The sequence below is a fragment of the Mesorhizobium sp. M2A.F.Ca.ET.039.01.1.1 genome (genome assembly GCF_003998035.1).
Classification (GTDB): Bacteria; Pseudomonadota; Alphaproteobacteria; order Rhizobiales; family Rhizobiaceae; genus Mesorhizobium.
Genome location: NZ_RZRY01000477.1, coordinates 1 through 4,951, shown reverse-complemented (window position 1 = coordinate 4,951; position 4,951 = coordinate 1). Strand labels below are relative to the sequence as shown.

Here is a 4,951-nt window from a genome sequence, read left to right as displayed (position 1 = left end):
GCGCCGGATTGCCCGGCGCGCGGATAGCGGTCAAAGCGAAACCGTCGACCTGGTTGTCGGCGCTAGTCAGGCCGGTCACCGAGGGCCGGTCGGACGTGGCCCAGACCAGCCGCTTCGCGTTCTTTTCGAGCAGCGTCTTGAAAGCGGCTTCGTCGCCTTTGGCGGCAAGGCCATCGGCGAGCACCGCGACGCTGGCGCCCGGCAGGCGCTCCAACGCGGCGGCGACGCGGGCATAGACGGCGGGCCTGTCGGTGGGGATCGGCCGCGGCTTGGCGGCGCGCAGATGGTCGAGCGCGGCTGAGGCATCGAAGGGGCCGATCTCGGCGTTGGGCTTCTCGGCAGTGAAGGCGATGACGATCGGCACGCCGTTCGATCCGGCGTCGGCGATCAGCCGCTCGGCGGTGGCGACGCGCTTGCCCCAGTCAGCGGCGCTTGCCCAGCTGTTGTCGATGACAAGCGCCAGGGCGGAACCTTCCGCCGGCAGCTTTTCGCGCGGATTGAAGACCGGCTCGGCCAGCGCCATCACGACAAGCGCCGCCATGAGCAGCCGAAGCAGCGTCAGCCACCACGGGCTTTGCTGCGGGGTTTCCTCGCGTCGGAGGACCCGGGCCAGGATTTTCAGCGGCGGGAAAACTTCCGTCTGCGGCTTGGGCGGGGTGAGCCTGAGCAGCCACCAGATCACCGGCAGCGCCACAAGGCCCCACAGCACCATGGGCGCCCCGAAGGAAAGCGGCAGCCAGCTCATGCGACCGCCTTTCCAGTGGCCTGCGGGGGGTGACCTCTATCGGCCAGCCCTGCATGACCTTTGTCGGCCAGCCCTGCATGACTGCCGTCGGCGGTCATTGCCATGTGGACGCGCACCAGCGCTTCGGAGGCGAGCCGGTCCGTGTGATTGACGGTAAAGCTCCAGCCGAGGCGCTTGCACCATGCGGCCAGCTCATCGCGGCGGGCCCGGTAAAGCAGGCGGTATTCCTCGGCCAGCATCTCGGCGCGACCGGCGGTCAGCTTGTCGCCGGTCTCGGGATCGGTGAACTCGGTGCGGCCGGCATAGGGGAAGGTTTCCTCGGCCGGGTCGGCGACCTCGATAAGGTGCGCGCGCACGCCATGGCGGGCAAGCACCTCGAGCCAGGCCATGGTTTCCTCGACCGGGTCGAGGAAATCGCTGACGAGCACGATGTCGCAGAAGCGGCGGATGGCCGACAGGTCAGGTTTGGCCGGCAGCGCGGCGGCGTGGCTCAGCTGGGCGGCGATGCGCTCGGCGCCGTTGCGGGCGGTGAACGGGTCGGTCAGGCCCGGCCAGGCGATGCGCTCGCCGCTGCGCGACAAAAGCTCGGCCAAGGCGAGCGCCAGCACCAGCGCGCGCGATTCCTTGGAAACGCCAGCGCCGGCCGATTTGTAGAGCATGGAAGGCGAGGGGTCGGCCCAGAGCCAGACGGTGTGCGCGGCTTCCCATTCGCGGTCGCGCACATAGGTATGGTCGTCTCTGGCCGAGCGGCGCCAGTCGATGCGCGAGGAATCGCCTTCGACATAAGGCCGGAACTGCCAGAAATTCTCGCCGATGCCGCGCTTGCGACGGCCGTGCCAACCGGCGATCACCGTATTGACGATGCGCCGCGCCTCGACCAGCAGGTCCGGCACCAGTGAAGCCCGCAACCGGCCGCGGGCGAGCGCGTCGCGCGTCGCAACCGGTGCCTGGACCTCGCCTATTCGACCCATCAGATGCCTTTTGCCAGCTTCGCCACCACGTCGCGCACCGAAGTGCCTTCGGCGCGGGCGGCGAACGTCAGCGCCATGCGGTGCTGCAGCACCGGTTCGGCCAAGGCGCGGACGTCGTCCACCGACGGCGCCAACCTTCCATCATATAGGGCGCGGGCGCGGGTGCACAGGTTCAGCGCCTGGCTGGCGCGGGGGCCCGGCCCCCAGGCGACATGCTTGTCCGTCTCGGCATTGCCCTGGCCGGGCCGGGCCGAACGCACCAGCTTGAGGATCGCCTCGACGACGCTTTCCGGCACCGGCATTCGACGGATCAGCGTCTGGATCTCCTTCAGTCTCGCCGGCTGCAGCACCTTGTCGGCCTTGGCTTCGTCGATGCCGGTCGTTTCGAGCAGGATGCGGCGCTCCGCATCGATCTCCGGATAAAGGATGTCGACCTGCATCAGGAAGCGGTCGAGCTGGGCTTCGGGCAGCGGGTAGGTGCCTTCCTGTTCCAGCGGGTTCTGTGTCGCCAGCACGTGGAAGGGCGAGGGCAGGTCGTGGCGGGCGCCAGCGATTGTGACGTGATATTCCTGCATCGCCTGCAGCAGCGCCGACTGCGTGCGCGGCGAGGCGCGGTTGATCTCGTCGGCCATCAGCAATTGCGTGAAGATCGGACCGGAGATGAAGCGGAAGGAGCGCTTGCCGAACTCGTCCTGCTCCATCACCTCGGAGCCGAGGATGTCCGACGGCATCAGGTCGGGCGTGAACTGGACGCGGCGCGAATCGAGGCCGAGCACGATCCCCAGCGTCTCGACCAGCTTGGTCTTGGCGAGGCCCGGCACGCCGACCAGCAGCGCGTGGCCGCCCGCCAGCAGCGCCACCAGCGTGCGCTCGACGACCGCTTCCTGGCCGAAGATCACCCGGCCGACCGCGTCGCGGACCTTGGAGATGTCGGCCAGCGCTTTTTCAGCTTCCTCGATCATCGCTTTTTCGCTGATCGGGCTTTCCTTGATCATCACGCTCATGCCGTTTCGATCCCTTGTGGTTGGAAATACCGGCCTGCATTCTCAACGTCGCAGAATGCCGCGATTCGGCCCCGCCTGGCGCCTGCATTCGAACTTAAATCACAGACTTGGGCGGACAAGGCTGACAATCGGGACAACAGTGACTATTTCGTGACCATGGCCGAACGCAGCGAACATCGTGAACAAAGCCCGGGTGGGCAGAGCTTGACGAGCGCTACCGAGGCGCGCGGCCTCGAGGCGCTGATCTCGCGCGCGGCCCGGGCGGGCAAGGGGCCGGCGCCGGTCGAGCGCTGGAATCCGGATTTCTGCGGCGACCTCGACATGGAGATCAAGGCGGACGGCACCTGGTTCTATCTTGGCACGCCGATCGGCCGGATGCCGCTGGTGCAGCTCTTTTCCAGCGTGCTGCGCAAAGATGCCGACGGAAAGACCTATCTCGTGACTCCGGTCGAGCGGGTCGGAATCCGGGTCGTCGACGCGCCTTTCATCGCCGTTGAAATGAATGCGTCCGGGAGCGGCGACGAGCAAGTCATCACCTTCCGCACCAATGTCGGCGACGTTGTCGCCGCCGGGCCCGGCCATCCGCTGCGTTTCGTCGACGAGGACGAAACCGGTGGGCTGAAGCCTTATGTGCTGGTGCGCGGACGGCTGGAGGCGCTGGTGGCGCGGGCTGTGATGTATGAGCTGGTCGCGCATGGCGAGGAGATCGACATCGACGGCAAGGCGATGTTCGCCGTCCGCTCGGGCGGCGAGGTCTATCCGATCATGCCGGCCGAAAAACTGAAACGGCTGAGCGCGTGATGGACCAGGTGACGCGGGCGCCGTTTTCGATCGCGGATTTCCGGGCCCGGGCCGCCGCGCAGGCCGCGATTACCCCTGGCGAGGATTTCGGCGATCATCGCTTCAACCCCGATCACCCCAGGCTCCAGCACGTCAAGCCGCTGCGGGACGCGGCCGTGCTCATCCCGGTCGTCGACCGCGCCGAGGGCGCCATGGTGCTGCTCACCAAGCGCGCCGAGAAGCTGCGCAGCCATTCCGGCCAGGTGGCCTTTCCGGGCGGCACGATCGATGCGACCGACCCCAGTCCGGAGGCGACCGCGCTGCGGGAGACTTTCGAGGAGATCGGCCTCGATCGCGGCCATATCGAGATCATCGGCCGCATGCCGGATTATGTATCGGGCAGCGGCTACCGCATCGTGCCGGTGCTTTCGGTGGTGCGCCCCGGCTTTTCGCTGACGCTCAATGCCGACGAAGTCGACGCCGCCTTCGAGGTTCCCTTGAGTTTCCTGATGGACCCGGCCAACCACGCGCGCGACAGCCGCATGTGGAACGATCTCGAATGGTTCTTTTACGATATGCCCTATGGCGACCAGCGAATCTGGGGCGTCACCGCCGGCATCATCCGCACGCTGTATGAAAGGCTTTATGCGTGAGCGTCGAGCTGTCCCTCTCGAGCCAGGCCGGTTGGCTTGGCGACAAGGCCCTGCAGCAATTGCTGGCTGCGCTGAAGCAGGGCGGCGAGGAAGCGCGTGTCGCCGGCGGCGCGGTGCGCAATGCGCTGCTTGGCCAACCGGTGGCCGATATCGACATCGCCGCGACGACACTGCCCGAAGAGACCATCCGGCGCGCGGAGGCGGCCGGCTTCAAGACGGCGCCGACAGGGATCGAACACGGCACCATCACCGTGATTGCGGGTGGCAAGCCCTATGAAGTCACCACGCTGCGCGCTGATGTCGAGACCGACGGCCGCCGGGCGAAAGTGACTTTCGGGCGCGACTGGAAGCTTGATGCCGAGCGGCGCGACTTCACCATCAACGCGCTCTATGCCGAAGCCGACGGCACGGTCGTCGATCTTGTCGGCGGCATTGCCGATATCGAGGCGCGGCGGCTGCGTTTCATCGGCGACGCGGGGGCGCGCATCCGCGAGGATTATCTGCGCATCCTGCGGTTTTTCCGCTTCTTCGCCTGGTATGGCGACGGCCGCCCCGATGCCGAAGGCCTGAAGGCCTGCGCCAGGCTGAAGGAGGGGCTTGCCCAGCTTTCGGCCGAACGCGTCTGGTCCGAACTGAAGAAGCTGCTGTCGGCTCCAGACCCTTCGCGCGCCCTGCTCTGGATGCGCCAGGCCGGCGTGCTGACCGCCGTGCTGCCGGAAAGCGAGAAATGGGGCATCGATGCCATCCACGGGCTGGCCAGGACCGGGAAGGATCTCGGCTGGATCGCCGATCCGATGC

6 protein-coding genes are annotated in these 4,951 nt (G+C 67.1%); 3 read left to right on the top strand and 3 right to left on the bottom strand.

All coding sequences use genetic code 11. The features are described 5' to 3' along the window. From EOA24_RS27260 to EOA24_RS27250, 3 genes are all read right to left on the bottom strand, one after another. On the bottom strand, positions 1-745 hold a 745-nt coding region (locus EOA24_RS27260), incomplete at its 3' end, for a BatA domain-containing protein (protein ID WP_189354250.1). Then, entirely contained in the window at positions 742-1,716 is a 975-nt protein-coding gene (locus EOA24_RS27255) for a DUF58 domain-containing protein (RefSeq protein ID WP_126081635.1), read from the bottom strand. The genes EOA24_RS27255 and EOA24_RS27260, both read right to left, overlap by 4 nt. Further along, a complete protein-coding gene (locus EOA24_RS27250) occupies positions 1,716-2,720 on the bottom strand; it encodes a MoxR family ATPase (RefSeq protein WP_126081636.1) in 1,005 nt (334 codons plus the stop codon). Before EOA24_RS27250 ends, EOA24_RS27255 begins: the two co-directional genes overlap by 1 nt. A 156-nt stretch (positions 2,721-2,876) precedes the next feature. Between EOA24_RS27250 and EOA24_RS27245 the strand changes: the two genes are divergently transcribed. The 3 genes from EOA24_RS27245 to EOA24_RS27235 form a co-directional block, all read left to right on the top strand. Further along, positions 2,877-3,521 (top strand): DUF1285 domain-containing protein, encoded by a 645-nt coding sequence (locus tag EOA24_RS27245; RefSeq protein WP_126083738.1) that lies wholly within the window; start codon positions 2,877-2,879, stop codon positions 3,519-3,521. Then, the gene (locus EOA24_RS27240; RefSeq protein ID WP_126081637.1) at positions 3,521-4,153 is read left to right on the top strand and encodes a CoA pyrophosphatase; all 633 of its coding nucleotides are present in this window, start codon (positions 3,521-3,523) and stop codon (positions 4,151-4,153) included. Before EOA24_RS27245 ends, EOA24_RS27240 begins: the two co-directional genes overlap by 1 nt. Beyond that, positions 4,150-4,951: CCA tRNA nucleotidyltransferase (locus EOA24_RS27235; RefSeq protein ID WP_133374628.1), on the top strand; the 802-nt coding region annotated here is incomplete at its 3' end. The genes EOA24_RS27240 and EOA24_RS27235, both read left to right, overlap by 4 nt.

What these genes read in the sequence shown, in the direction of transcription:
- EOA24_RS27240 (WP_126081637.1), top strand. Translation starts at nt 3,521, where the DNA reads ATGGACCAGGTGACGCGGGCGCCGTTTTCGATCGCGGATTTCCGGGCC.
- EOA24_RS27250 (WP_126081636.1), bottom strand. Translation starts at nt 2,720, where the DNA reads ATGAGCGTGATGATCAAGGAAAGCCCGATCAGCGAAAAAGCGATGATC.
- EOA24_RS27255 (WP_126081635.1), bottom strand. Translation starts at nt 1,716, where the DNA reads ATGGGTCGAATAGGCGAGGTCCAGGCACCGGTTGCGACGCGCGACGCG.
- EOA24_RS27245 (WP_126083738.1), top strand. Translation starts at nt 2,877, where the DNA reads ATGGCCGAACGCAGCGAACATCGTGAACAAAGCCCGGGTGGGCAGAGC.